Here is a 26162-nt window from a genome sequence, read left to right on the forward strand (position 1 = left end):
GGCATGGCCATGTTGTTTCACAAGGATTGCCAGCCATGTCACTCGCCTATGTTCTCGATGCCCCGGCCCATGCCATTGCCCAGGCGCTGGCGGCCGATGCCAACGGCGATGTCTGGACCGGTGGCGCGGTGAACCCGGGAGGCTATGCTCCGGTGGTGGTGCGCGGCCGCGATGGCCGGCGGCGCCTGGTGCCGCGCCAATGGGGCGTGCCACCACCGCCCCGCGGGCAGCATGTGGTGACGACGGTGCGCAATGTGGAAAGCCCGTTCTGGATTGGCACTTTGCGTCATCCCGAGATGCGCTGTCTGGTGCCGGCCACGCATTTTCGCGCAGGCGGCGCACGGCGGTGGTGGCGATCGCCCGATGCGCCGATCATGGCCTTTGCCGGCATCTGGCGCGATTCCGAAGTGCCCAGCTTTGCCATCCTGACCGTTGGTGTCGACGCGCTATCGGGCCCAGCCAATCCCCCCGCCTCCGTCCCCCTGCTGCTAACGGCGCCGCAACAGGCGCGCTGGCTGGCGCAAGGCTGGAAGGAGGTGGACACGCTGGTCCAGGCGCTTCACCCCGATCGGATCATGCCACTGGGCGATTGAGCGGCGGCTGCTTTTTACGAACCGTACCCAAGCCTGCCTTACGCCCCCGCCTATTTTGCACCGAATAACAGTTTTTTTTGGAAACTGATCTTGGCTTTGCGCGTTGGCGACACCATTGGAGTTTTTACGGACCGTCACGTCAAAGCGCTGCGCCACTGGCGCGGTGCGCATTTTATCGAGCGGAAATGAGACAGGAATTCAATCAACACGGCGGGGTGGCGATCATCCGCGCCAAGGATTTTGCCCCCACCGAAGTCAGCCGCCCGGTGCCCCGCGTAGGCGTGGTGAGCAATCCGCGCAGCCACCGCAACAACGGCGGCTCACGCCCGACCGAACTGCCCGAGGCCATCGTGTTCAAGCGCGAACCCTCATCGCGCAACGAACTGGTCAGCATCATCACCCAGTTTGCCAACGAAGGCGTCGAACTCATTGTAATCGATGGCGGCGACGGCACCGTACGTGATGTCTTGAGCGTGGCGCACATGGTGTATCGCGGGGCATTGCCGCGCGTGGCGGTGATCCCCTCGGGCAAGACCAACGCGCTGGCGTTCGATCTGGCCTTGCCCGCGCACTGGAGCCTGGGCGACGCGATCCGGGCGCACATGGAAAACCGCGTCGCCGACCGCGCGCCGGTGCATATTCATTGGAACAACAATGCCCTGCCCGACCAGCTCGGCTTTATCTTTGGCCTGGGCGTGTTCAGCCGCGCAACATTGCTGGCGCAGCGCGTGCATCGCAAGGGCATGTTCAACGCCATCGCGGTGGCACTGACCGTGCTGATGGCCCTGCTGAAGAGCCTGTTCGGCGGGCCGCGCAACAGCTGGCGCCGTGGCGACATGGCGCGGGTGTCGCGCGATGGCGTGGAGATCTTTGCCGAACGCGTCTATCTCATGCTGGCCTCGACCTTGCGGCAGATGCCGGTGGGCCTGCGCCCGTTCGGTCGCATCCGCGACGGGCTCAAGTTCCTTACCGTCAAGGCTCCGCCCCGTGCCCTGCACCGCAATTTCCTGGCGGTGATCAAGGGACGGGAATCGCCGGCATTGGAAGCAGATGGCTATATCCGCCGCGATGCGGACAAGGTCTATCTCTCGCTCGACCGGGGCTTCATCCTTGATGGCGAGCAGTTTCCGGGCGGCAATCTGATCATCAGCCGGGGCCGGCCGATCCAGTTCGTGGTTCCGGCATGAGCCTGAACCAGGCGGTGGCGGCCAGCCTCGCGCAACCGGTAAAGCCAGAGATCGTGGCGGCGGCCCGGCAGGTCTGCGCCCGGCTCGGTGGCGATGCCGTGCTGTTTTATGGATCGAACCTGCGGCGTGACGATCTGGAGGGGCTGGTTGATTTCTATGTCCTCCATCGCCGCCCGGCGCGCGGCTTGGCGGCGCTGATCTGGCCCGACGTTGGCTATCATGAAATCGGTCTTGGCGCCGTCACCGTGCGGGCCAAGGTCGCGGTCATGTCCCTGGCGCAATTTCGCCGGGCGGCGCGCGGCGAAAGCATCGATACGACGGTATGGGCGCGGTTCTGCCAGCCTGCCCGGCTGCTGGTGGCCAGCGATCGTGCCATGGCTGCTGCGGTCACCCAGGCGGTGGCCGATGCTATTGCCACGGCCGCTCGCTTTGCCCTGGCGCTTGGCCCAGGCCAAGGCCCGGCGCAGGCGTGGTGGCGGGCGCTGTTCCGCCAGACCTATCGCGCCGAACTGCGGGTGGAACCGCCATCTCGCAGCGACGCCATCCTCTCGGCCGATCCAGCCCACTTTGCCACGATACTGCCGCTTGCCTGGGCCAGCCAGGGCATCCTGCTGTCTGGCAGCGGCGCGGCCTGGCAACCGGAAGTACCGCAAGGACAGCGCCGCCGCTGGCAGCGCGCCTGGCGGTTGCGCCGCGCGCTGGGCAAGCCGCTCAACGCCCTGCGCCTGGTCAAGGCTGCCTTCACGTTCGAAGGTGCCGCCCGCTATGCCTTGTGGAAGATTGAACGGCATTCCGGCCTGCGTCTGGCGCTGACACCATGGCGCGAACGCCACCCGATTCTGGCCGCACCGGGCGTGTTGTTGCGGCTATGGCAGGCGCGGCGCGCATGACAGCATTTTCCGTCCTGATCCTGGCGGGCGGGCGCGGGCCGGACGACCCCGTTGCCGCCAGCGAGGGCCTGCCGGCCAAAGCGCTGGTTCCGGTGGCCGGTGTGCCAATGCTCGCGCGCGTGATCGCGGCGGTCCGCGCCGCAGGTGCCGGGCGCGTGGCAGTCGCTGCGTCTGATCCGGCCGTCGCGGCCCTGGCGCAGGAACTGGGCTGCGAACTGGTGCCGGCAGCCCAGGGCCCCAGTGAAAGCGCCGCGCGCGGCTTTGCCTTGCTGGGTGCGCCGATGCTGTTGACCACGGCCGATCATGCGCTGTTGCAACCAGCATGGGTTGCCGATTTTCGCGCGGCGGTATCGCGCGATGCCGATGTCTCGGTACTTTTGGCGCGGCGCGACGTGGTGGAGGCGGCCGTCCCCGAAACGCAGCGTACCTGGCTTCGCTTTGCCGACGGACAATGGTCGGGCTGCAATCTGTTTCACTTTGCCACGCCCCGCGCCGCGGCCGCGTTTGCGCTATGGCAGGCGGTGGAGCGCGACCGCAAGCGGCCGTGGCGGATCGTCTGGCGCCTCGGCCCCCTGCTTTTGCTGCGCTATGCGCTGGGGCGGCTGTCGCTCACCGAGGCGATGGCCACTTTGGGCGGGCGGGCTGGCCTGAGGGTGGAAGCGGTCGCCAGTCCCCACGGGCTGGCGGCTGTCGATGTCGACAAGCCGGCCGATCTGGTGCTGGCGCGGCGGATCGCCGGCCGACTTGGCCCCACCTAGGCGGCTGCTTCGTCCAACCCGTGATGCATGGCATAATGCCACAAGACCGCGCCCAACAACACGCTTGCCGCCACCGATCCGGCGAACACGCTGATGCTGGCGCCCAGGGCTCCGATTTGGGGCAGCAGCACCAGCATCAAGCCAAGTTGCAGCGCCACCGCCGCAGCCCGCGCCACAGTGGCCGACAGCGCGCGATGCACCGAGAGCAGGATCGGCTCGAACGCGGCGGCGGCCAGTTCGATCGCGCCGGCCCCGGCCAGCCACAAGAGATAGACATATCCTGCACCGAACGCGTGCCCGCCCACGGCCATCAACAGATTGCGGCCCGCCAGCGCCACCAGCGCCATCACGGCGCCGGCCGCCAGCAAGCCAGCCAGGCCGACGCGCAGCACCCCGGCGCGAAAGTGCGCGCGCGACGCGGTACGGATCGACCGGACGATTTCGGGAAAGGCGGCCCGCGTGAGCAGGATGGAAATCTTGGACAGGGCATTGGCCAGTTGCGCCGCAAGGCGAAAGGCCCCTGCCGCCTCGGCTCCGACAAAGCCGCCGACCAACAGCAGCGGCGCCTGCCGGGCGGCAAGGCCCAGGGTCGATTGTCCGTTGGTGCTGATCAGCACGCGACCGATCCCCGGATTTTCCGCGCGCGCCTGGCGCCAGCCATGGCGCACCCGCAGCAATCCGCGCACGTCACCGGTTTGCGCCGCCAAGGCCCAGGTTGCGGCCAAGGTCAACAGCTCGGCGATGGCCCAGGCCAGCAGGAAGCCGGCCAATTCCGGCCAAAGCCATTGTGCCAGCGTCGCCCCGACCAGGCGGCCGATTGGTTGCACGCTATCGGCAAGGGCCGCCAGGCGGAACCGATCACGCATGCGCAGAATGCCCGTGGGGGTGGAGCGCAAGGTGATCAGCTGCACCACAGCATAACCGATGGCATAGGGCACCACAGCGGCATCCATGCCGAACGGCGCCGGCCAGAGGGAAAACAGTACAATCACCAAGGCGATGCCCAGGCCGGCGCTGCAGACTTCGATCAGCGCGGCGGCCTGTTCCAGGCGCCAGGTGGCGGCGTTGTCGCCGGCCGCCTCGTGATCGAGGCCATATTGCACGACCACTTTCCACGTTTCGAAGCTGACCAGCATGGCCAGCGTCTGGGCGGTGCCCGTGATCAGGGCAAAGCGGCCGAAATCAGCCAGCCCCAGCGTGCGCGTCGCCATGCCGATATAGACGAGCGAGAGCACGGCCATCAGCGCGTTGCTGGCCAGGAGCCAGCCCAGATTGGCCAGCACCGCGCGCAGCCGCGATCGCGCCGTCACGCCTGGGGTCCGATCGCGCCGCGCCCGGCGGCCAGGTCGCGCAAGGCCTGCGCCGCGCGTTGCACGGCCGGATGGCCTGCCTGATGCGAGACCGTGTCGGCAAAGATCGCCTCTTGTGTGGCGCGAAAGGCATCATGGCGCTGCCATGCGCCAGGGATCAGCGCTGCCAGGCCCGCCGCATCGCGCGCCACGTCGCCAGCCTGCCAGGCCGGATAGGCCCCCTCGCGCGATCGTGGATCGTGCGAGAACGCATCGAGGAACAGCAGCGGCCGGGATCGGACCAGGAATTCATAAACCTGGCTCGATACGTCGCCGATGTAGGCGTGCGCGGCCAGCGTATAGGTCATGTCGACCAGCGCGGCGCTGCCGGTATCGATCAGGATATTGGCTGCGCTCTGCCAATGCGGGGCGATATCCGGGCGCAGGCGCGCGGTGCGGTATTCCAGCGATACATGAAGTTTCTTGGCAAACAGCATGATATGTGGGGCAAAAATCAGATTGTACGCTTGCCCCGCCGGGCTGGCGAACCAGTCCAGCAGCGCCGGGCCATGATCATACCAGCTCGACAGCAGCGGATCGAAGTGCGGGTTATAGACCAATACGGGATTGCCGTTGGGGAACAGGCGCTTGGACTGGGCAAGATCGATCGTGTCAAACTTGGGGTAGCCAATCACACGCAGTCGCTCGGCCGGGGCGACGCCGCGCGCCACTATCTCGCGCGCGGTCTTGTGACCACTCACCAGGATCAGGTCGAACCCGCCCTTTTCCGGATGATAGGACACCATGCGATCGCCCGCACCGTGGGGCACATAGGCAAACAGCGCCTTGCCCCGCCCTTCGCGGATGGAGAGGCACGTGCGTTCTGCACTGACCACCACACGCGCCGCGTTGATCCGCCCGGCATGATGGCGCAGCCGCATCAGCCGCCGTACCGGCGCCACCTTGTTGGGCAGTGCCAGCGCGGCTTCCAGCCACCCCGGCAACGCCATGTCATACCACGCCACCTGCCCCGCTGCCGGGCCGAGGATGCTTTCCACGCGCGCGCGGATGGCCGGCGTGGCTACCGCGCAGGTGACGGTACGGCCATCGGCACCCGTCTTCACCATCGCGCGCGCGATGCCGGCAATATGCGCCACCTGGTGCGGGGCATCGTGGTTGAACAGAAACAGAATGTCGTCCGCCATGGGCTGGCGGTCACCCAATTCCGGGCGAATTGCAACTCTTTCCCGCCGGGCAAGAGCATTCCCACCGCCCCCATCAGACAGGAGAAGCGAACGTGCCAACAACGCCATGGGTATGGGCGGGCGCCACAGTGTTCCTCGCGTTTTTGCCGCTGAGCGCACTTGCGCAGATACCCGCCACGCCACCGGCCATGCCAGCAGCGCAAAGCCGCACACCCGACCGGGAATGCCTTCCCGGACAACCCTCACTCACCGTGGAGGTCAGCGGCTTTATCAACGACAAGGGGACGGTGCGCGCCCAGCTTTACGGGCCGGGTGGCGCGCGCTTTCTCGACAAGGGGCAATGGGCAATGCGGATCGAGCAGCGCCGCCATGGTGGTGGTCCGATCCGCTTTTGCTTTCCGATCAGCCAACCGGGCGACTATGCCGTGGCGGTGCGCCACGATGCCAACGCCAACGGCAAATCCGATTGGAACGATGGTGGAGGTTTTACCCGCAATCCGCATCTCTCGGTGTTCAAGTTGAAGCCCGCGTTTGCCGCCACGGCCGTGGCTATCACCAACCGGCCGATCAGCGTGCCGGTTATCATGCAGTATCGCAAAGGGCTGATTATCGGGCCATCAGGCCGGTGACGGCGCCAGTTGTGCGGGCAAGACCAGGCGCACCAGGTCGGCTGCATCGGGGCTGGCCAGAAACGTGAGTGCCGGGGCATAGGCGATCTCGAACAAGAGCGCGCCGAGGGTTTCCGGCTGCGCCGGACCATCGGGGAAGCGTTGCCGCAGATAGCCGCCAAGTTCGCGCCAGCCCCGTCGCACGATTTCCTCAAGCCGCTCAAGGCAGGGCGATCCGGGCGGCGAGGTGCGGGCCAGTTCCAGCACCGACAGGGACCATCCGCCATGGCGCGAACGCTCCTGCGCCCAGGCGGCCACCACGTCCACCACCCCGGCGGCATCGGTGGCGCCGTCAAGGTCGGCCAGCAAATCGCCAAGGCTGCGAAGCGCTTCGGCGCTCAACACTTCGAGATAGATCGCTTCCTTGCTGTCGAAATTGGAATAGACCGCGCCCTTGGTGAAGCCGGCCGCATCGGCAATGCGTTCGAGCGAGGTGATCGCATAGCCATCGCGCCGAAACAGATCGGTTGCCGCCTGCAGCAGCCGTTCGCGCGTACGCGCCTGGCTTTCGCTGCGCTTCAATCGGGCCAAACTCGTTATCCCCTCGTGGTCCACGTCTGGCGCGGTTCACGTCGCCAAGAACCGAGGATTAAGCGGAGCCAAGCCGGCTAGGCAAGGCCCTCACCCAAAAACAGCGTCAGTCGCCGATGCCGATGCGGATCGGCATCGCGGCGTCATCGCCTTCGGGATAGATCACGTCGGGCGCGATCACCACGCGGTTACGGCCCTGGTGCTTGGCCGCATAGAGCGCAGCATCGGCGGTGCGATAGAGCGCGGCGAAATCGTCTCCGGCCCGCGCCATGGCCACGCCCACGCTCACCGTTACCTGGCCACGCCCGAAAAACGGGGAATGGTCGCAATCACTCAGCCCCGTGCGCACGCTTTCGGCCAGTTGCAGGGCGGCAAAGCGGCCCATGCCGGTGGCGAGCAAGGCAAACTCCTCACCGCCCAGGCGCGCTGTCACGCACATTGCCCCATCCCAACGCGCGAGCCGCCGCGCCAGCGTTACCAGCACGACATCGCCGGCGTCGTGGCCATGGGCGTCGTTGATCGCCTTGAAGCGGTCGACATCGAGCAGCAGGAGGGCAACGCCGTGGCTGTCGTCCAACACCGCGTCTGGGGCTTGGGTTACGCGGTCGAGCAGCGGGGTGATCGCGTCGGTGAAACCACGGCGATTGCGCAGGCCGGTCAGCGGATCGCGCCGGGCCTGCTCCTGCGCTGCTGCTTCAGCAACGAGGGCGCGGTCACGCTCGATCCGCATGCCCATGAAGCGCCGGGTGGCCGCAACCGACAGCCACACCGTCTGCCAGGCCGATGCGGCCAGGACCAGCATCTGCGACCCCCCGCCCCATACGGCGTGGCTGAAATCCACGACCGACGACAGGCCGAGCGCCAGCATCGGCACAGCCCATGCGCCGACAAACGCACGCGCGGCGCTGCTGCCCCGCCGCCATGCGGTAATCAGGCACGATCCGGCCAGAACCAGCAGCAGCAAGACCAGGAAGCCCAATGCATTGGCCCAGAACTCCAGCGGCCCGCTGCGCATCAGGCTGAGCGGCACGCCAAGCAGTGCCGTGGCGAGCGCGACCACACGGGTGGTGCGGCCCAGCCAGCGCGGCACGTGCCCAGGATCGATCGCGGTAAGCAGGCTGTAGGTGGCCAAGAGGGTAGCCAGGCACGACAGCGCCGTGCAGATCTGCGCCGAAACGACCCCGGCCAGCCCCGGAAAGAAGAACAGGTGAAATTGCGACCACATCGCCCCCCAGGCGACCATGCAGGTGGCCCAGGCGCCCTGCCAGGCCGGGAATTGCCGTCGCACCGCGAAGGCGAGCCCGAAATTGTAGACCGCGCCCAACGCCAGCAGCATCAGCATCGCGCCGATCATGCTGGCCATGGCCGTGGCCTGGATCTGCGCCTGGCCGCCATCGATCAGGCGCATGCGCAGCATCGGTGCCGATGCCACCCGGTCGAATCGCAAGACCACGCCAACCAGCGCGGCATCGCGCTGCGGCGGAACGAACGCGATCTGGCCACCCAGGCGCCAGTTCGCGCCATAGGCACCGCGCGCCACCTCCTGCCAATCGGCGGTACCATCGCGATAGAAAAAGCCCACGTGCAGCGCATCGAACCGCGAGGAATGGACCATCAGCACCGGCGTTGGCCCCGCCTGCGCCAGAGTTTGCGCGTTAACCTTGAGCCAGAGGCTGGCGCGTTGGTAATCGCGCAGCTCGCCATGGCAGGAAAAGCGCGTGGGTAGAGTGGAATCGTGGCCCGGTGCCGGCGTGGCGCCCGTGGCATGGCAGGCATTTTCCAAGGTAATCCATTGGTCAGGCGCGCCAGCCAGGGCCGGCTGTGCCACCGCCAGAGCCAGGCAAGACAAGATCAGCCGCACAGCACGTCCCAGCATGCGCCGCCCCCCATCCATCACTGCGTCCAAACCACTCATACGGCGGCATTTACCACAAATACCTATGTAAATGATTACCGGATTGAAAACCGGCCCGACGCGGGGAGCGCGCCGGGCCGGCGGGGTGGCAACCGGCCCGGTTTGGGGGGTGGCCGGTTGCCGGGGGGGCCGGGAAAGCCTAGAAATGCAGGCGGGCACCCACCTGGAGAGAGCGGGGCGCGCCGGGCGCGAAGAACGTCGATTGCAGCAAGGGGCGTTCGCCATCGATCACTGGGCCGGCAAAGGGCCGTGACACCACCCTGCCCTGCGCATCGAAGGCGGTGGCGCCGAGTTGTGCGGCGCTGGCATAATCCTTGTCGAACAGGTTGCGGACCATGGCAAAGATCGTCAGCCCAGCGCGGGGACGAACTTCTCCCCCCAGATTGAACAGCGCATACGGGGCCGTTCCCCCGGGGCCAAGATAATAGGTGCCATCCGCCTGGTGGGCATTGTTTTCATTGCCGCGGGCAAAGGCACTGGACACGGCCACCATGTCGAGATTGAGCGAGAGCCACGGCGTGGCCTCCCATCCCACCGCCGCTTTCACCGTGTGGCGTGGCAACAGGGGAATGCGATTGCCCGGCTGGATCGCGATCGTACCGTCAAAGCCCGGCCCGGCACCATCGTTGCTGCTGTTGCCCGAACCGTTGACCACCTCGCTCGACCGATAGGTGGCGTCGAGCAGCGTATAGCTTGCCGAAAAGGTGAAGCCGCGCAGCCGGGCATCTGCCGACAGTTCCAGGCCCTGCCGCCGCGTCTTGCCGAAATTGCGGAAGTAGCCATACCCCGAGGCATCGTTGGCCACGAACAGGATATCGTCGCTGCTGTCGGTTCGAAACAGCGCAGCGTGAACGTGGCCCCAGCCATTGCCGCGATCGAGGCGGATTTCCATCGTGCGGGCAATCACCTGGCGCAGCGGAGGATCGCCGGCAAGAGCGTTGGGCAGTCGGCAAGGGCTGGCCGGGTCGGAACAGCCCAGTTCGATGGCCGAAGGGGCGCGGCTGGCCTGGCTCCACGATAGCGCCAGCGTCGTGCCGTCAGCCGCCTTGCCGGTGAGCGTAACCGCCGGGTTGAGGCGATGATAGACCGGGCTGCTGTCGAGCGAGCCGGTGCCGCCGCCCGGCGTGATTGCATCGCGGTTGCGCACCGCCACCCGATCATAGCGCGCGGCCAGGTCGAGGGTAAGCCGCTGGCCGAGCCCGACACGGTCAAGCGCATAGGCCGACAGCGCCGTGGTGCGGCTGCGCAGATCGACCCTGGCATCAAAGGCGTTTTCGGAATCCTGCGTGCCATCGGCAAAGGCGCCCGGCCCGCTTACCGGCATGACCGTGCGATCGGGCAGGATATAGCCGAACTGGCTACTTTGCGTGAAATGCGCGGTACTGCCGATATAGGATGCGCCCAGTGTCAGGTCGTGGGCAACCGGCCCGGTGATGAAGCGGCCCGATGCCTCCAGCGTTGCGCCCCATTCGCTTTGCCGGGTTTGCGAACGGTTGATCAGGCCATCGCATTTCTCGTTTGGCTCGGTGTTGAGCAGCACGTTGGCAATGCAGCGCCATTGGGGAAACGGTGTATTGGCCTGGGTTTCGCCCGCTACGGGAAAGCCGGTATAGCCGGCGCTGGTAAGCGCGGCCTGTTCGGCAGCATTGGGCTGATAGAGGTTTTCGCCCAAGGCATCATCGTTGACGTCGCCATTGTACGTCTGGGTGCGCAGATGGCGCCAGAAAGCGTTGCCGCGCAGATGCAGCCCGCTGTCCAGGCGGGTTTCGCCATTGAGCACGACCATGCCCATGCGATTGCGGGTATTGTCAGGCGCGGTATAGACACTGCGCCGATCGGCGGCGAGCAGGCGCATTTCCTGAAGGCCATTGCCGTTGAGGTTGGTATCGGCAAAGTGGCCCGCCAGCGATACCGACGATGCCGCATCGCTCCACCCCAATTTGGCCAGGGCCCGGCTGGCGCGCGAGCGCGAGAGATCGCGCCACCCATCCTCGCGGAAATGGTCGGCGGCGACGTACCAGTCCAGCCCACCGGGCAGAACGCCGCCGGCCTGGGCGCTGCCGGTCACGCGGCCGAATGCACCGCCGCTGGCCTCCAGCGTGACGCCAGGATCGCTCTTGCCGCTCTTGGTGCGCAGGACCAGCGCGCCGCCCAGGGCATTGCGGCCAAATTGCGGGGCTGCACCCGATACCAGGTCGATATCGGCCACCGCCACGGTGGGAATCAGATCCCAGCTGACCACGTCACCGAACGGCTGGTTGACGCGCACCCCATCGAGATAGACCGAAAGCCCCTGCGCCGTGCCGAGCAGCGGCGAGGCGGTGAGGCCGCGATAGTTCACATCGGGCTGCAGCGGATTGCCCTGCACGTCGTTGATAGTGACGCCGGGTGCCGTGCGGGCCAGATGCTCTGCCACGCTTACCGCTTGGGTGGCCTGTAGTGCCCTGGCATTGCCCACTTCCGGCGCTTCACCCGCCAGCGGCGTGGCGCGCACGATAATGTCAGGCCCCGTTGCGGTCATATCCTGCGCTTGTGCCGGCATCGCGAGGCACAGGCACGATGCACCCGCGCAGAACCAGCCCCTCATGTCCCGCATCACGCTCTCCCTGTTTTTCAACATAAAGGCCGTAACAGGATGAAACGCCAATAACCTGAGCGAACGCTCAGACTGACCCAAGGTATGAGACGGTGCTGGCGCCTATTCCGGCAAGGCCAGGCGAAAACCCCGGCCGCGAACCGCGGCGATCGCCAGGCCGCAGGGGCCAAGCCGCTTGCGCAGCGCACTTACCGCCACATCGACGGCGTTGTCGGTGATCACGGCATCGGCGCCCCACACCCGATCGATCAGCGCGGTCCGCTCCACCACCTCACCCCGTGCTAGCGCCAGTTCGGCCAGCAGCGCCAGGCTGCGCGGCTCCAGCGCCAGCGGGGTGCCGTGCCATGCGGCTGTGCCGGCGGCGCGATCGATGGAAAGGCCCTGCCAGGTGATCGGCGGCGGCAGCAATTGCCCGGCGCGGCGCACCAGCACGCCCACCCGGGCGGCCAGTTCGGCAAAGGCAAAGGGCTTGGCCAGGTAATCATCGGCGCCTGCATCAAACCCTTCCAGGCGATCATCGAGCGCTGTGCGCGCCGTAAGCATGAGGATCGGCATGGCATGCCCGGCGTCGCGAATCTGGCGGCACAGCGCCAGGCCATCGGCATCGGGCAGGCCGATATCGAGAATGACCGTGGCCATCTGCTCGCGCACCAGGGCGTCGAGCACGCCCGCCCCCTGGCGCAGCCACCGCACGCAAAGGCCGCGGCCGCCCAGGCCCTGGACGATCGCCCGGCCAATGCCGGCATCGTCTTCCACCAGCAGGACCAGGCTCATACCGCGCCATCCTGCAAGGGCAGGTGAAAACGGATCGCGCAGCCGCCATCGGGCTGGTTTGCTGCCTGCACGCTGCCACCATGGCGCTCTGCCACCCAGCGGGCCAGGGCCAGGCCCAGCCCGCTGCCACCGCGCTGCCGGCCTTCGTGGGTCTGGTAATAGGCATCGAAAATGCGCGGCAGTTCGGCCTCCATCACCCCCGGCCCGCGATCGTGGATCACCACCTCAGCCACGCCATCAGCGGGCATCAGCGTGACGCCAAGGGCCGAATCCATTGGTGAAAACTTGATACCGTTTTCGATCACCGCCAACAGCGCCTGGCGCAGCCAGCGGGCATCGCCCATCATCGGCAGGAGGCGAGCCGGGGCGGCCAGCGCCATTGCCACATCGACGCTTGCCGCATAGGGCCGCGCCGCCGCCACGGCCTCGGCCACCACCTGCCCGAGATCGAACGGCGCGCTCGCCAGGGCCAAGCGCCCATCGTCTGCGGCAGCAAGGCCAAGCAGTTCGTCGATGCGGTGGGTAAGGAAACCGGCCTGCGCCACGATGTGCCCCAGCGTTTCGCGCAAGAGGTGTGGATCGGCATCGGGCTGGTCCAGCGCCACTTCGGCGGCGCTGCGCACTGCGGCCACCGGGGTGCGCAATTCGTGGCTGACCTTGGCAAAGAACAGGCGGCGCGAGGCATCGACGGCGGCGATGCGGGCGGTGCGAGCCTTGACCATGGCCGCCAGCGCGCGGTTGCTGCGCCACAGCAGCCAAGCCCCGCAGGCCGCGCAGGCCAGGGCGACGGCGGCGAGCAAGCCGGCCAGGACCATACTGCGCTGCCCGGCGCGGGCCAGCGCCCTGCGCCCGGCCTGAAGCTCGCCATTTTCCTGGCCATCGATCGTGCGGGCCAGCGCTTCCAACCGCATCTGCGCGCCGGGCGTGCGGGCAAGCTGCACCAAGGCATCGGCACGGATCTGCTCTCGCGTTAGCGTCGGGCCGCGCGCCAGACCTACTTCTTCGGCTACCAGCGCACGATAATCGGCCAAGGCCCGTTCGAGCGCGGGGCCCTGCCCCGCTGGGGCGAGCGCGACGATCCGCGCGACAACGGCCGCCTGCCGCTCCGACAGGCTGGCCTGCGTGAACTGGCGGTTGGCGCCGCGCGCGCTGATGGCAAAGGCCACGACCAGCCCGGCGAGCGCCGCCACCAGCAGGGCAAACAGCAATGCCGCCACGCGTGCGCGCCAGGCCAGGCGGGTATCGGCCGCGTCATGGCCAGCAGCGGGCGCGGCAACAGAGTGAACCATGCCGCCATCATCGCGGGGGCTGGCGGAAAAGCCAAGCCCCCGCAACGATCGGCACGACGTCGGGCCTGATCAGCCAGCCTTTGCCGATGACGGCGCCGCAGCCATGCTGGTATCGCCCTGCCAGCCGCCGCCCACGGCGCGCAACAGGCGCACTGCTGCCTGCAGGCGCTGGGTATCCACCTCGATCGCCTTTTGCCGTGTGCGCAGCGCCGTGGTCTGGGCGGTGACGACGTCGAGATAGCTGACCGCGCCGCGTTCATAGCGGCGGGTGGCCAGCGCCTCGACCGTGCCAGCCTGCTCGGCCGCGCGCGCCTCGGCGCTGGCTTCGTCGCCCAGGTGATGGAGCCGGGACAGGCCGTCTTCCACATCCTGCACCGCGCTCAGCACGTGGCCCCGATAGTCTGCGGTGGCAGCATCCCAATCGGCGCGGGCCTGCATCACGCGGGCGTGGCGACGCCCACCATCGAACAACGTCATCACCGCCGCCGGGCCAATCGACCAGAACGTGTTGGGCGCGGCGATGATATTGGCCAGCGTGGTATCCTGCAGGCCAACCTGCCCGCCCAGCAACAGCGAGGGGAAGAAGGCCGCGCGGGCAACGCCAATGCGCCGATTGGCGGCATACATCCGCCGTTCGGCGGCAGCGATGTCGGGCCGGCGCTGCAAGAGCGTGGAAGGCACGCCCACCGGCACCGCGGGCAGCGCCAGGCTGCGATCGGATGGCGCGATGGCAAAGCCGGTGGCCGGCACGCCCGCCAGCGTCGCCAGCGCATGTTCGGCCAGGGCACGGGCATTGCGGGCATCGGCCAGCGCGGCCTGCGCCTCTGCCAGCTGCGTCGCGGATTGGCCGGTTTCCATGGCATTGGCGATACCACCGGAAAAGCGCCGCTGCGTCATGTGGTCGGCCCGGGCATAGGCGGCCACGGTGTCGTCGAGCAGCGCGATGATGCGATCCTGCCCGCGCAGCACGGCATAGCCTTCAGCCAGTTCCGCCTGAAGTTGCAGGCGGGTGTCGGCCACGTCATCGGCAGCAGCCTCGGCATCGGCCCGCCCAGCGGCGACATTGGCCCGCACACGACCCCACAGATCGGCTTCATAGCTGCCGGTCAGGCCCAGGGTTTGCGCGCCATAATAATCGGGCTGGGTGCTGCCGCGCAGCGGGCGATCAGCCGATTGCCGGTTCTGCGTGACCGTCGCCCCGGCGCCCAGCTGGGGATAGAGATCGGCCCGCGCCTGGCGCAGTAGTGCCGCGGCCTTGTCGTGCCGGGCAACGGCAGCGGCAAGCGAGGGATTGCCGGCGTTGAGCTGGTCTTCCAACCCGTTGAGCACGGGATCGCCGAACACGGTCCACCAGGCGGCGGGTGGCGTGGCCGCATCGCCGCTGGCCGGCACCCACGGCCCGGTGCCGGAAAAGGCGGCGGGCAGGCTGACCTGCGGCGGTTTATAGGCCGGGGCGCTGGCGCACCCGGCCAGGGCCATGGCCAGGGCAGCGCCCAGCCCCAGCCGCAGCTTGGCAAGACGCTCAGGCATGCTGGCCGCCCCCACCGTTTGCACCGGCATGGGCGACATGCACCGCTTCGCCGTTGGCGATCGAATCCGGCGGGTTGTCGATGATCTTGGTCCCGGCGGACAGGCCACTGACCACTTCCACCGTCTTGCCCAGATCGCGGCCGAGCGTGATCGACAGCAGCCGCACCCGGCCATCGCTGCCCACCGTGGCCACCTGGGTGCCGGCAGAGCGGAACAGCAGCGCGCTAGACGGGATCATGACCGCCCCTGCGCTGCCCGGCACCTTGAACGCCACCTGGGCAAAGCCGCCTGCGCGCAGCGCGTGGGCGGTATTGTCGGCCAGCAACTGCACTTGCAAGGCGCCGTTCTGCGGATTGATCGCATCCGACGTGCCGACAACCTTGGCGGCAAACGTCTGGCCCGGCAGATCGGGCACGGTCAGGGTCGCTTCCACGCCCGGTTTCATCGCGGCGGCATAGGTCTGCGGCACGCCCACGTAGATGCGGATGCGGCTGACGTCGGCCACGGTAAACATCGGCTGCTGGTTGGTGGCACCAGGCCCCACCAGATCGCCGATGTCGGCAGTGCGCTGGGTCACCACGCCGGCAAAGGGCGCGCGCACCGTGGCATAGCCCTTCATCGCCAGAAGCCGGGCAAGGTCTGCCTCTGCCCCGCGCACGGTGGCAACCTGAACCGCCAGGTTGCCGTTGCGCTCGTCGGCTTCCTGCTGCGAAACCGAATGGTCGGTCAACAGGTCGTTCCAGCGCGCCGCGGTGCTGCGGGCTAGGCCCGCGCTGGCCTTGGCCTTGGCCAGCGCGGCGCGGGCGGCCGCGATCTGCTGGTCAAGCTCGGGCGTCTCGATCTGCGCCAGGGGTGTGCCCTGGCCCACGGTGGCGCCGATGTCGCGCGTCCAGGCCTGCATGTAGCCAGGCACGCGGGCAAAGATATGCGCGGTGTTCCACGCCGCCATGGTGCCAGGCAGGCTGAGCGCGCCGCTGGCTGCGGCCGGCGTCACGTCCACCAGGTGAACGGTGGGAATGGCCTGCGCCTCGCTCCAGTTGCGAGTGTCTAGTGCCTCGCCATGGCGGCTGTAGATGCCCACGCCCACGATGACGGCGGCCACCACGCCAGCAACGATGCCGGCGGTCTTGAGCCCGCGCGGCGCGCGCGCTGGGGCGTCTTCCTGGCCCACGACCAGGCTGGTTTCATTCTGCATGGACAAGGTCTCCCTTGATGAAAGTGGGATCATCGGACGGCGGCGGGGTGGGCTGCGACGTGGCGCCGCCCCGGCGTTCCTTGCGATGGACGATGGAGAAGACCACGGGCACGAACACCAGCGTGGCAATGGTGGCGCAGATCAGGCCGCCGATCACGGCGCGGCCGAGCGGGGCGTTCTGTTCGCCCCCCTCGCCCAGGCCGAGCGCCATCGGCGCCATGCCGATGATCATGGCCAGCGCCGTCATCAGCACCGGGCGGAAGCGGGTGGAACCGGCTTCGATCGCGGCCAGGGTGGCATTGCCCAGCACGGCCAGGCGTTCGCGGGCAAAGCTGACCACCAGCACCGAGTTGGCCGTGGCCACGCCCATGCACATGATCGCCCCGGTCAAGGCCGGCACCGATAGCGGCGTGTGCGTGGCAAACAGCGTCCAGGCAATCCCGGCAAGCGCAGCCGGCAGGGCCGAAACGATCACCGCCGGATCGATCCAGCTCTGGAAGTTGACCACGATCAGCAGGTAGATCAGCACGATCGCGCCAACCAGACCCAGGACCAGCCCGGTGAAGGCCGCGTTCATGGTTTCCACCTGGCCCCGGATCTTTACGGTCGAACCCTTGGGCAGGCTGGCGGCCGTATCGTTCAGGATCTTCTGCACGTCGCCCGCCACGGCGCCCAGATCGCGCCCTTGGGTGGTGGCATAGACGTCGAACGCCGGCTGCACCGCATAGTGCGAAATCAGCGCCGCCGTTGGCTCCCGCGTCATGGTGCCCAGGGCACCCAGCAGCTGGACCGAACCGGGCCGGGCCGAACTGACCGGGATGTTGTCGAGCGCGCCGATGCTGTCGGTGCGGTATTGCGGGGTCTGCACCACGATCGGATAGGACACGCCGTTTTTGGGATTGAGCCAGAACGTGGGCGCCACCTGCGCACTGCCGGCAAGATTGACCGAAAGGCTCTTGGTCACGTCGTTTTCGGTCACGCCAAGCCGATCGGCTTGGGCACGATCGATGTCAAAGCGCAGTTCCGGGGCGTTGGTCGCCTGCTGCATGCGCACGTCGGCGATCCCGGCAACATGGTTGATGCGGCCGGCCAGCATCCGCGCATAATCGGCGTTGGCCTTGGTATCGGGCCCGGTCACCATGACGTCGATCGGAGCGGGCGCACCGAAGTTGAGGATCTGGCTAATGATGTCGGCCGGCAGGAACGAGAACGTGGTGCCGGGGAACAAATGCGGCAGATGCTCACGCAAGGCGCGGACATAGCCGTCGGTCGGGTGATGATCTTCGGCCAGGGTCACCAGGATGTCACCATCCTGCGCACCGATGCCGCCGCTGTTGGCATAGGCGGTGTTGATGCCCGAAGACGACATGCCGATGTTGTCGACGATCGACACCAGCTCATCGCGAGGCACCGTGGCGCGGATCTGGTCCTCCACCTTGTCGAACAGGGCGGCGGTCTCTTCCAGGCGCGTGCCGACCGGCGCGCGCACGTGCAGGCTGATCTGACCGGAATCGACGCTGGGGAAGAAGTTGCGCCCCAGGAACGGCACCAGAACCAACGAGGCCAGCACCACGATCATGAACCCGGGCACAAACCGCCGGCGGCTTTCGAGCGCGGCGCGCAGCACGTCAACGTACCAGGCGCGGATCGCCTCGAATCGCGTTTCAAAGCCATGCTGGAACCGGCGCAGCGGGTGCATGCCCGGCTTCTGCCCGGTCATGGCATCATGGCTGACCATGATATCCACGGCATGCTCAGAACCATGCGCGCGCAGCAGGAAGTTGCTCATGGTCGGCACCAGCGTGCGCGAGAGCACGAAGCTGGCGATCATCGCAAAGACCACCGACTTGGCCATCGGGGCAAACAGGAAGCCGGCCACGCCGGGCAGGAAGAACATCGGCAAGAAGGCGATGCAGATGCACAGCAGCGAGACGAAGGCCGGGCGCACGATCTGCTCGGCCCCGTCCATGATCGCCTCGGCCACGCCCTTGCCCTGTTCGAGGTGCCAATTGATGTTTTCGATGGTGACGGTGGCATCGTCCACGAGGATGCCAACGGCCAGCGCCAGGCCACCCAGCGTCATGATGTTGAGCGTTTCACCGGTCACCGCCAGGCCCGCCACGGCGGCCAGGATCGCCAGCGGGATCGAGGTGGCGATGATCACGGTTGACCGCCACGAGCCCAGGAACAGCAGGATCATCAGGCTGGTCAGGGCCGCCGCCAGCACGCCTTCGCGCACCACGCCCGAAACGGCCGCCTTCACGAACAGCGACTGGTCCGACAGCAGCTGAATCTTGAGGCTGTCGGGCAGCGTTTCCTTGAGCTTGGGCAGCAGCGCCTTGACGTCGTTGACGATATCAACGGTCGAGGCAGAGCCCGACTTGAGGATCGTCATCAAGACCGCGCGCCCGCCGTCGACTCGCACTTCGTTCACCTGCGGCGGCGAACCATCGTGCACATGCGCAACGTCACCGATCGTCACTGTCGTGCCATCGACCGTGCGGATCGGCAGCGCGTTGAGTTGGTCGATTACCTGCGGGCTGTTGTTGAGGCGGATGGAATATTCGAACTCGCCGATCTTGGTGGTGCCGGCGGGCACGATCTGGTTCTGCGCGGCGAGCGCGGCGCCGACGTCTGCGGCAGAGAGATTATGCTGCAACAGCGCGGCGGGATCGAGATCGATCTGGATCTGGCGTTCACGCCCGCCATAGGGCGATGGCACGGCCGCACCCTGCACGGTGGCAAGTTGCGGACGAATGCCGTTCTGCCCCAGGTCGTAGATCGCCTGTTCGGAAAGCTTGCCCGACGACAGCGCCATCTGCAGGATCGGCACCGTGGCCGCGCTGTAGTTGAGGATCAGCGGCGGCGTCATGCCTGGCGGCATCTGCTTGAGCACGGTTTGCGACACCGAGGTGACCTGCGCGGTCGCCGTGCGGATATCGACGCCGGGGCGGAAGAAAATCTTGACCACACCCACGCCGTTCATCGACTGGCTTTCGATATGATCGATATCGTTGACCGTCGAGGTGAGCGAGCGTTCGTAATAATAGACCACCCGGCCGGCCATGTCCTCGGGCGGCAACCCGCGATATTGCCACACTGCGGCAATCACCGGGATGCGGATATCGGGAAAGATGTCGGTGGGGGTGCGTAGCCAGGCGATCGAACCCGAAAGCACGATCAGGATGGCCAGGACGACGAAGGTATATGGCTTGCTGAGCGCAAGCTTGACCAATTGCAGCATGGCGTTCCCAATGGGTTTGGCCCGCCCGCACCGCCTTCGCACGCGCGAAGGCAGGCGCAGGCAGGCGCCAGAAACGTGGGACGCCGCCAATGGTGCGGCGCCAACCGCCGGCTCCATTGAACCGAGCGGCAGCGCGTTGCCAATGAAATGAATTTCACATTGCCGGAACGTGCCCGGCGCGGATGCGTGCGGCCAGCCCCGGACGCGTGCGATCGGCCCGCGCCGGCGCCAGTTCGAGCGCAAACTGGTGAAGGTGGGCAACCGCCGCGACCACGCTGAGGCCCAGGCCCGAACCTGGCACGGCAGGCGATGCCGCGCCGCGATCGAACCGGCGCACCACCGCGTCGACCTGTTCGGCCGGAATCCCCTCGCCTTCGTCCACCACGGCGATCACGGCCTGACCGCCCTCGCGCGTGACAGTGACCATGACGGTGCCGCCAGGCGGGCTGAACTTGATGGCGTTGTCCACCAGGTTGCTCAGCGCCTCGACCATCAGTTGCGCATCACACACCAGCGTGACCGGCGCGAGGCTGCCTGCCAGCAGCGCCACCTCGCGCTCCTCGGCCAGGGGCGCATAGAGATCGATCACCACCGCCACGAGTTCATCGATGCGGGTGGCGGCAAAGCCCTGGCGGCGGTGGCCAGCCTCGATCTCGGAAATGCGCAGCAGCGCGGCAAAGCGCGCGAGCACGGTGTCGAGATCCTCGATCGCGGCATTGATGCGCTGCCCTTCCGCCTCGGGCAAGTTCGGCGCGCGGGCGGCGCGATACAGCTGGTTGCGCACGCGGGTGAGCGGGGTGCGCAAATCGTGGGCAATGGCATCGGTCACCGATTTGACCTGTGCCATCGATCGCTCGACCTCGCCGACCATGTGGTTGACCGTGTCGGCCAGCAGATCGAGTTCGTCACCGCGCCCCTCGATCGGCATGCGCGCATCCAGGCGCCCGCCGGCGATCGTGCTGGCCACGCGTTGCAGGCGGTCCACCCGCCGCAACGGCCCCAGGCTCAGCGCCAGGCCGGCGCCCAGCAGCATCGGCACGACCACCAGGCCGCTGGCGAGCAGGATCGCAAGCACGTGATCGCGCAGTTCGGTGATCACGGTGGAATCGCGGCCAACCATGATGATGAAGCCGCCGGCGGTTCGCTCAGCCAGGATATGCAACGGCCCGCGCACGTCCGGCCCATCTTCACGCGCATAGGTGTGCCCCAGCCGGAGCGGCGGGCTGGCACCGAGATCGCCCGCCACCCAGCGCCCGCCGGGCGAGATCAGGCCAAAATGCCCCAGCGGATTGGCCCCGGCGCGGGAAGAGGCATCGATGGCGGCGGGCAGATCGGCCGGCGGCACCGCTACCAGGCGGGCCATTTCCGCGCGCAGGATCAGATCGACGCGCGTGTCGAGGTTTCCGGCCGTGAGGCTATAGACCATCGCCAGCACCAGCAGCACGGCCAGCACCGATGCCGCACCAAACATCACCGCCAAGCGAAACGTGCTGGTCTTGCGAATGGCCGAAAAGCGCGGCCAGGTGGCCCAGGGCCATTCAGCCGGCATCGAAGCGATACCCTTCGCCCTTGACCGTTTCGATCAGCGACGGCTGCCCCGGCAGATCGATCTTCTTGCGCAGGCGGGCGATATGCACGGCGATCAGGTTGGCGCCGGGATCGAAATAATACCCCCACACCCGTTCAAAGATGATCTGCCGCGCCACCGTTTCACCGGCATTGCGCATGAGGAATTCGAGCAGGCGAAATTCCATGTGCAACAGGCGCACCGGCTCGCCAGCCACGCGCACCTCGCGACGGATCAGGTCCATTTCCACCGGCCCTGCCGTCAGCAGCGCGGTGGATGCGGCCATCTGGCCCTGGCGGCGCAGGAGCACTTCCACGCGCATCGCCATCTCGTCGGGCGCAAACGGCTTGATCAGGTAATCGTCGCCGCCCGCGCGCAGTCCGGCAATCCGCTCGTCCACATCGCCCAGCGCGCTGATCATCAGCACCGGCAATGTCAGCCCGGCCGCGCGCAGGCGGGCGACAACGGACAGCCCATCGAGCCCGGGCAGCATGCGATCGAGCGTGATTGCGTCGAACGGTTCGCGCAGGGCCAGTTCCACCCCGCTGTCGCCGTCGTTCGCCGCGCGCACCTCGTGTCCGTGGCCGCGCAGTTCGGCCACGATTTCGCCGGCCGTGTCGGGATCGTCCTCGATAACCAGAATGCGTGCCATGGCAGGGTGCTTTAGCCGCGAACGCGGGCGCTGGCCAGCACGCACGGCCAGGGCTATGGGCGCGGCATGACCCAAGCCCCGGATGCCTCTGGCGACAGCACTGCGCCCACCCCGTACGACCTGCTGGGCGGGGAAGCCATGGTGCGGGCCTTCTGCGCCCGGTTCTATCACCTGATGGACAGCCTGCCCGGCGCTGCAACCTGCCGCGCGGTGCACCCGCCCTCCCTCGAACGCGCCGAACAGCGGCTGTATGAATATCTGACCGGGTGGCTCGGCGGACCGCCGCTCTATACCAGCCAATATGGCCATCCCCGCCTGCGCATGCGCCACATGGGTGCCTCGATCGGTGAGGAAGAGATAAAGGGCTGGCTGCTGTGCTTCCACCAGGCCTGGGCCGAACACGTGCCGCCTTCGCCGCTTTCCAGCACGATCGTGGAACGGGTGGAAGGGCTGGCCTGGCACATGGCCAACCGCGCCTAACCATCCTGGCGAAAATGCCGGGCAATTGTAAAATCGCTCGCCAAAATCTGTGTGCAGTGCAATAATCAACGAATTGCACGTTGATTTTGGATTCGCCTAAACCACGGCACCGTCGCATCTTTTTGCATTGGGGAGCGCGACCATGGAGCTTTCACCCAAGATCTGGGCAGTGCTGCTATGCAGCATTGGCCGCCACCAGCCCAACCGTGGAAAACGCTTTTACGAGGCTGGCGTGGAATATTGCCCGTGCCGCCATTGTGGCCGCCGCCTGCGCCACATGGGCCATCGCGACTGGCGCCCGTAACCCCGTCAGGCGGGCAGCGGCACCAGCCGGTCAAGCGCGGTGGCGAGGCGGTCGATCGCCTGTGGCGTAGCCGTGGCCACACCAAGCAGCAGGCCGGCACGCGGCGGGCCGAGAAATAGCTGCGACAATGGCATCACGCCCAACCCATGCTCATGCAACGCCTGCGCCAGCGCAGCATCGTCCTGCCCGGCCAAGGGATCGAGCCACAGCGCGAGTTGCAGGCCGCCATCGACCGGCCCGATCTGCCAGCGGCCCCGCGCCATCCCAGCCAATCGCCCGGCCAGGTCCAGCATGCGCTGGTGATAGACCTTGCGCATGCGGCGTACATGGGCGTTGAGATGCCCCTCTGCCAGGAAATCGGCCATCGCCGCCTGCACGTGCATCGGCACCATGCCACCCGACAGGCGCACCGCCGCCTGCATAGGGGCCACCAGGCGCGGTGGCACGATCGCATAGGCGACGCGCAAGCCCGGCGCGAGAACCTTGGAAAACGTGCCCAGATAGGCAACGCAGCCGGCATCATCCAATCCCTGAAGGCTGGCCAGCGGGCGTCCGGCATAGTGGAACTCGCTGTCGTAATCGTCCTCCACGATCAGGGCGCCGTGACTGGACGCGCGATCGAGCAGCGCCAGCCGCCGCGACAGGCTCATCGCCGCGCCGGATGGATACTGATGCGACGGGGTGACGTGGATCAGTCGCGGCGGCGATGCCTGCGGCGCGCGCGCCGGATCGAGCCCCTCGTCATCCACCGGCACCGGCACCAGCGTGGCACCCGCCCGGCGCAACAGCGCCTGGGCCGTGGCATAGCCGGGGTCTTCCACCCAGGCGGTATCGCCCGGCGTCACGACCAGCCCCGCCAGCAACGCCAGCGCCGCCGCGGTTGACGGCACGATCACCACTTGCGCCGGATCGGCCACCACGGCGCGGCGCCGGCGCACGTGATCGAGCACGGCGGCACGCAGGATCGGCAGGCCCTGGGCATCGGCATAGCCCAGGTCATGGACGCGCAAGGCCCGGGCGCGGGCGCCGAGGCAGCGCGCCCAGGCCGCATGGGGAAACGACGCCAGATCAGGCAGGCCCGGGCGCAGCGGCAGGAAGCGGCTGGGATCTTCCTGGGCCGCGGTAGCCAGGCCTGCAGGTTCTGCCCGCTTTGGCCGGCCCCCTCCGCTCAACGGCGGCGGCGGCAAAGGCGCGACGCGGGTGGCAGAGCCGGGGGTGGCATGGACAAAGCCTTCGGCGGCGAGCCGGTCATAGCCGGCCACCACCGTGCTGCGCGCGATGCCCAGCGCCACAGCCAGCGCGCGCGTCGACGGCAAAGGCGCCCCGGCCGGCAGCGTGCCTGCCAGGATACGTTCGCGAAACGCGCGATAGACCTGCCCTTCCAGATCGCCCGCAGCGCGGTTCAACACCAGCCAGGTCAGCGGTTCGGCATGCATGGGGGCGCTTTAAGCGGACTGCTCATATTTTGACAAGTGGACCTCATCAACAAACCACTTTGTCGGCAAAACCAGCTTGCCACAGCAAGAGGCCTAAGCGATGACAAACCAGTTTCCCGTCACAGACCGCAGTCGCGTGCGGCGCATGCACGATCGCGCCAGCCATGCCTGGGCCGATGTTCATGCGGTGCTGGATGCCGCGCCCATGTGCCACGTTGGCTATGTGATCGACGGCGCGCCTTATGTGACGCCAACGCTCCACTGGCGGCAGGGCAACCGCGTGTTCTGGCACGGGTCTTCGGCCAGCCGGTTTCTGCGCCAGGCCGAAGGGCAAGCGGTATGCCTGACAGTAAGCCTGATGGATGGCTATGTCCTGGCGCGATCGGCCTACAACCATTCGGTCAACTATCGCAGCGCCATGGTGTTTGGGCGCGCCAACAAGATCACCGATGCGCAGGAAAGCGCTACGGCGCTTCGCCAGATGGTCGACAGCCTGTTCCCTGGCCGGTGGGAGACACTGCGCCCGATGACCGCGCAGGAGGCCAAGGCCACGACGGTGATGTGGATGGATATCGCCGAAGCGAGCGTGAAAGACCGCGTCGGCCCACCCGGCGACGCGGATGAGGCGGACGTACCAGTCTGGGCTGGCGTCCTGCCCATGCTGACCACTCTCGGTACGCCCGAACCCGCGCCGGAGATGGCAGTGGGGGTGCCGCTACCCGCGGAACTGGCAGAACTGGTGGCGTCCGGGTTGCTGCGCCCGGCTTAGGCGCAAATTGGGGGCTGTGGCCTGACCGGAAGCAGCGGAAAAACCAGGTAGCTACGGAACTTCGGCCCTACGCCAGCACCCGCTCCACCGTATTGCAAAAGCGTTCCATTTCCTGGGGCGAGCCGATGGTGATGCGCGATCGCGTCGGCCAGATCGGCCAGGAGCGACCGATGGCAATGCCCTTGGCCTCGAACGCGGCCTTGATCGGCGCGGCGGGTCGGCCCCAATCGACCATCAGCATGTTGGCGGCGCTGGGCAGCACCGGGAAACCGCGCTGCGTGAGGAAAGCGGCGGTCTTTTCGCGGGTCTGCGTGTTCTGTTCGCGCCGGGCGGTCATCTGGTCCATTCGGCGCAGGCTGGCGCTGGCGCAGGCGAGCGCCGGCACCGGCAGTTGCAGCGTCTGTATCACGCCATCGTACTGCATCAGCTTGGCCTGAAGGTCAGGCCGGGCGATCGAGAGGCCCATGCGCATGCCGGCCATGCCGAAAATCTTGGAGAAGGTACGCAGGATCACCACGTTCTGGCCCTGGCGCACCAGATCCATGCCCGATGCGGCGCCGGAAAAGTGCAGATAGGCTTCATCCAGCAGCAGTACGGCATCCTTGGGCATGGCATTGGCCAGCCACACGATGTCGGCCATCGGAGTCAGCGATCCGGTGGGATTGTTGGGGTTGCAGATGTGATAGAGCCCGGCGCGCGGATTGGCCGCCAGCATGGCACGCACATCGTGGGCCTGGTCGCTGGCGCGCAGCGGCACCTTGGCCACCGGCGCGCCGATATAGCCGGCCACCATCCAGGCCACTTCGAAGGTGGGATCGGCGGTGACCAGCCCCCGCTCTGGGCTGCAAAAGCCGACGACGGCGCGGGCGAGCGGGCTGCCCGATCCCGCCCAGGGCACGACGTGATCGGCGCCCACCTGCTCCATCGTCGCGACGGTTTCGATCAGGGCGTCACGCTCTCCGGCGGGATCATAATAGTTGCTGCGAGCAACGGCAGCGCGGGCGGCATCGGTTCCATCGTCGACCGGCCCTTCCCAATATTCGTTGCCATTGAGGCGGATCGTGCCGGACGCCACTTTCAGGTCGTTGGCAGCCGAAGCCGCGCTGGGCTGCGGACCGGCCTGGCCAGCCGGCGCGGCCAAGGCCCGCTCCCCCAGCGCGGCGCTGGTGCCAAGGGCAGCGGCGATCTGGAACATGCGCCGACGATCGAGCGGCAGGGCAGCGGAAAAGTCCGTCATGGCGCGGGCATCCTTTGGCAAAAACGCAAGGGAGGCGCGATGGTGCAGTGCCG

General features: G+C 67.3%; 22 protein-coding genes. 8 read left to right on the top strand and 14 right to left on the bottom strand.

The window, feature by feature from the left end; genetic code table 11:
- Nucleotides 1–35 precede the first annotated feature (35 nt).
- The 4 genes from C8K14_RS07495 (at nucleotide 36) to C8K14_RS07510 (ending at nucleotide 3428) form a co-directional block, all read left to right on the top strand.
- Complete coding sequence (locus tag C8K14_RS07495; RefSeq protein ID WP_022678514.1) at nucleotides 36–593, top strand: SOS response-associated peptidase family protein; 558 nt, start codon at nucleotides 36–38, stop codon at nucleotides 591–593.
- Between the two features lie 185 nt (nucleotides 594–778).
- Nucleotides 779–1780, top strand: coding sequence for a diacylglycerol kinase family protein (locus tag C8K14_RS07500; protein WP_107716204.1), 1002 nt, complete (start codon nucleotides 779–781; stop codon nucleotides 1778–1780).
- Complete coding sequence (locus C8K14_RS07505; RefSeq protein WP_107716205.1) at nucleotides 1777–2670, top strand: hypothetical protein; 894 nt, start codon at nucleotides 1777–1779, stop codon at nucleotides 2668–2670. The genes C8K14_RS07500 and C8K14_RS07505 overlap by 4 nt, the downstream gene beginning before the upstream one ends.
- Entirely contained in the window at nucleotides 2667–3428 is a 762-nt protein-coding gene (locus C8K14_RS07510; RefSeq protein ID WP_107716295.1) for an NTP transferase domain-containing protein, read from the top strand. Before C8K14_RS07505 ends, C8K14_RS07510 begins: the two co-directional genes overlap by 4 nt.
- Here the strand turns inward: C8K14_RS07510 and C8K14_RS07515 are convergent.
- Nucleotides 3425–4738 (bottom strand): lipopolysaccharide biosynthesis protein, encoded by a 1314-nt coding sequence (locus C8K14_RS07515; protein ID WP_054131148.1) that lies wholly within the window; start codon nucleotides 4736–4738, stop codon nucleotides 3425–3427. The two genes, C8K14_RS07510 and C8K14_RS07515, sit on opposite strands and share 4 nt — an antisense overlap.
- Entirely contained in the window at nucleotides 4735–5922 is a 1188-nt protein-coding gene (locus C8K14_RS07520) for a hypothetical protein (RefSeq protein ID WP_107716206.1), read from the bottom strand. Before C8K14_RS07520 ends, C8K14_RS07515 begins: the two co-directional genes overlap by 4 nt.
- A 188-nt stretch (nucleotides 5923–6110) precedes the next feature.
- Here C8K14_RS07520 and C8K14_RS07525 point away from each other — a divergent pair, with 188 nt between their 5' ends.
- Nucleotides 6111–6551 (top strand): DUF2141 domain-containing protein, encoded by a 441-nt coding sequence (locus C8K14_RS07525; RefSeq protein ID WP_022675437.1) that lies wholly within the window; start codon nucleotides 6111–6113, stop codon nucleotides 6549–6551.
- Here C8K14_RS07525 and C8K14_RS07530 read toward each other — a convergent pair.
- The 10 genes from C8K14_RS07530 to C8K14_RS07575 form a co-directional block, all read right to left on the bottom strand.
- Nucleotides 6540–7112: a TetR/AcrR family transcriptional regulator gene (locus tag C8K14_RS07530; protein ID WP_022675436.1), complete on the bottom strand. Its 573-nt coding sequence runs from the start codon at nucleotides 7110–7112 to the stop codon at nucleotides 6540–6542. The genes C8K14_RS07525 and C8K14_RS07530 overlap by 12 nt on opposite strands.
- A gap of 115 nt (nucleotides 7113–7227) precedes the next feature.
- Complete coding sequence (locus C8K14_RS07535; RefSeq protein ID WP_233250955.1) at nucleotides 7228–8997, bottom strand: diguanylate cyclase; 1770 nt, start codon at nucleotides 8995–8997, stop codon at nucleotides 7228–7230.
- Between the two features lie 178 nt (nucleotides 8998–9175).
- On the bottom strand, nucleotides 9176–11632 hold the full coding sequence (locus C8K14_RS07540) for a TonB-dependent receptor (protein WP_199223698.1): 2457 nt from the start codon (nucleotides 11630–11632) through the stop codon (nucleotides 9176–9178).
- 102 nt (nucleotides 11633–11734) lie between these two features.
- Nucleotides 11735–12406 (bottom strand): response regulator transcription factor, encoded by a 672-nt coding sequence (locus C8K14_RS07545; protein WP_233250956.1) that lies wholly within the window; start codon nucleotides 12404–12406, stop codon nucleotides 11735–11737.
- A complete protein-coding gene (locus tag C8K14_RS07550) occupies nucleotides 12403–13695 on the bottom strand; it encodes a sensor histidine kinase KdpD (protein WP_107716209.1) in 1293 nt (430 codons plus the stop codon). The genes C8K14_RS07545 and C8K14_RS07550 overlap by 4 nt, the downstream gene beginning before the upstream one ends.
- Before the next feature lie 69 nt (nucleotides 13696–13764).
- Nucleotides 13765–15225 carry an efflux transporter outer membrane subunit gene (locus C8K14_RS07555; protein WP_062784770.1) on the bottom strand — a complete coding sequence of 487 codons (1461 nt, stop codon included), beginning with the start codon at nucleotides 15223–15225 and terminating at the stop codon, nucleotides 13765–13767.
- Nucleotides 15218–16420, bottom strand: coding sequence for an efflux RND transporter periplasmic adaptor subunit (locus C8K14_RS07560; protein ID WP_022677974.1), 1203 nt, complete (start codon nucleotides 16418–16420; stop codon nucleotides 15218–15220). The genes C8K14_RS07555 and C8K14_RS07560 overlap by 8 nt, the downstream gene beginning before the upstream one ends.
- Nucleotides 16410–19664 carry an efflux RND transporter permease subunit gene (locus C8K14_RS07565; RefSeq protein ID WP_054131152.1) on the bottom strand — a complete coding sequence of 1085 codons (3255 nt, stop codon included), beginning with the start codon at nucleotides 19662–19664 and terminating at the stop codon, nucleotides 16410–16412. Before C8K14_RS07565 ends, C8K14_RS07560 begins: the two co-directional genes overlap by 11 nt.
- A gap of 154 nt (nucleotides 19665–19818) precedes the next feature.
- On the bottom strand, nucleotides 19819–21213 hold the full coding sequence (locus tag C8K14_RS07570) for a HAMP domain-containing sensor histidine kinase (protein ID WP_107716210.1): 1395 nt from the start codon (nucleotides 21211–21213) through the stop codon (nucleotides 19819–19821).
- Entirely contained in the window at nucleotides 21203–21883 is a 681-nt protein-coding gene (locus C8K14_RS07575) for a response regulator transcription factor (protein WP_022677977.1), read from the bottom strand. Before C8K14_RS07575 ends, C8K14_RS07570 begins: the two co-directional genes overlap by 11 nt.
- Nucleotides 21884–21949: 66 nt before the next feature.
- On the opposite strand from C8K14_RS07575, the gene C8K14_RS07580 reads away from it, so the two are divergent.
- Nucleotides 21950–22363 carry a group II truncated hemoglobin gene (locus tag C8K14_RS07580; RefSeq protein ID WP_107716211.1) on the top strand — a complete coding sequence of 138 codons (414 nt, stop codon included), beginning with the start codon at nucleotides 21950–21952 and terminating at the stop codon, nucleotides 22361–22363.
- A 142-nt stretch (nucleotides 22364–22505) separates the two neighbouring features.
- Nucleotides 22506–22667: a hypothetical protein gene (locus tag C8K14_RS22600; protein ID WP_022677979.1), complete on the top strand. Its 162-nt coding sequence runs from the start codon at nucleotides 22506–22508 to the stop codon at nucleotides 22665–22667.
- A 5-nt stretch (nucleotides 22668–22672) separates the two neighbouring features.
- Here C8K14_RS22600 and C8K14_RS07585 read toward each other — a convergent pair whose 3' ends face one another.
- A complete protein-coding gene (locus C8K14_RS07585; protein ID WP_107716212.1) occupies nucleotides 22673–24103 on the bottom strand; it encodes a PLP-dependent aminotransferase family protein in 1431 nt (476 codons plus the stop codon).
- Between the two features lie 100 nt (nucleotides 24104–24203).
- Here C8K14_RS07585 and C8K14_RS07590 point away from each other — a divergent pair, with 100 nt between their 5' ends.
- The gene (locus C8K14_RS07590) at nucleotides 24204–24872 is read left to right on the top strand and encodes a pyridoxamine 5'-phosphate oxidase family protein (RefSeq protein ID WP_107716213.1); all 669 of its coding nucleotides are present in this window, start codon (nucleotides 24204–24206) and stop codon (nucleotides 24870–24872) included.
- A gap of 67 nt (nucleotides 24873–24939) precedes the next feature.
- Here C8K14_RS07590 and C8K14_RS07595 read toward each other — a convergent pair whose 3' ends face one another.
- Nucleotides 24940–26109 (bottom strand): pyridoxal phosphate-dependent aminotransferase, encoded by a 1170-nt coding sequence (locus C8K14_RS07595; protein WP_107716214.1) that lies wholly within the window; start codon nucleotides 26107–26109, stop codon nucleotides 24940–24942.
- Nucleotides 26110–26162 lie beyond the last annotated feature (53 nt).

The sequence above is a fragment of the Novosphingobium sp. GV079 genome, from assembly GCF_003058045.1.
Lineage (GTDB): Bacteria > Pseudomonadota > Alphaproteobacteria > Sphingomonadales > Sphingomonadaceae > Novosphingobium > Novosphingobium capsulatum.